General features: G+C 59.5%; 1 protein-coding gene. It reads right to left on the bottom strand.

Annotation, left to right across the window (positions count from 1 at the left end; all coding sequences use genetic code 11):
* The coding region (locus EN859_RS35285; RefSeq protein WP_135913604.1) for an Rrf2 family transcriptional regulator at positions 1–351 on the bottom strand (351 nt) is incomplete at its 3' end.
* Positions 352–481 lie beyond the last annotated feature (130 nt).

The following is a 481-nucleotide window of genomic DNA, read 5'->3' as shown; positions in this document are numbered from 1 at the left end:
GAATGAGGCTATCGCCTCGCCGAACATGTTTGAAAGCTTGCAGGTGCCGGTGAGCACGCATTGGTTTACTGTGGCAAAGCACTCCACAACAGCGAAATCCGGCTCGGTCAGCCGTATGACGTCGCCGATCCGGATCATCTCGGGCCTGAGTCCTAGAGCGAGGCCGCCGGAGCGCCCACGTACCGCCTTCAGGTAGCCGCCGCGCGTCAGGGTATTGGCGACTTTGTTGAGATGCGCCTTCGACACCTTGAAGGTGCGAGCGGTTTCCTCGATCGTGATCAGGTGATCGCCGGCCGAGGCCGCGTACATCAGCATTCTCAAGGCGAAATCCGAGAAGTTGGTCAGCCTCATGGGCGGTTGCTCCTTGGATGGGCTTGCCTTTATGGGAGGCACTCATATGCCAATTCTGCATCACAGGTCGTTCTCAGCGATCGGTTCGATGCCAATCGTTGGCTCGCCACGGCTCAAGGCGACGGCCAGG

Origin of the sequence: Mesorhizobium sp. M00.F.Ca.ET.216.01.1.1 (genome assembly GCF_004010325.2) — a bacterium.
Taxonomy (GTDB): Bacteria; Pseudomonadota; Alphaproteobacteria; order Rhizobiales; family Rhizobiaceae; genus Mesorhizobium.
The sequence above is the reverse complement of the archived record's forward strand: the minus strand, read 5'-3'. Positions and strand labels throughout refer to the sequence as shown.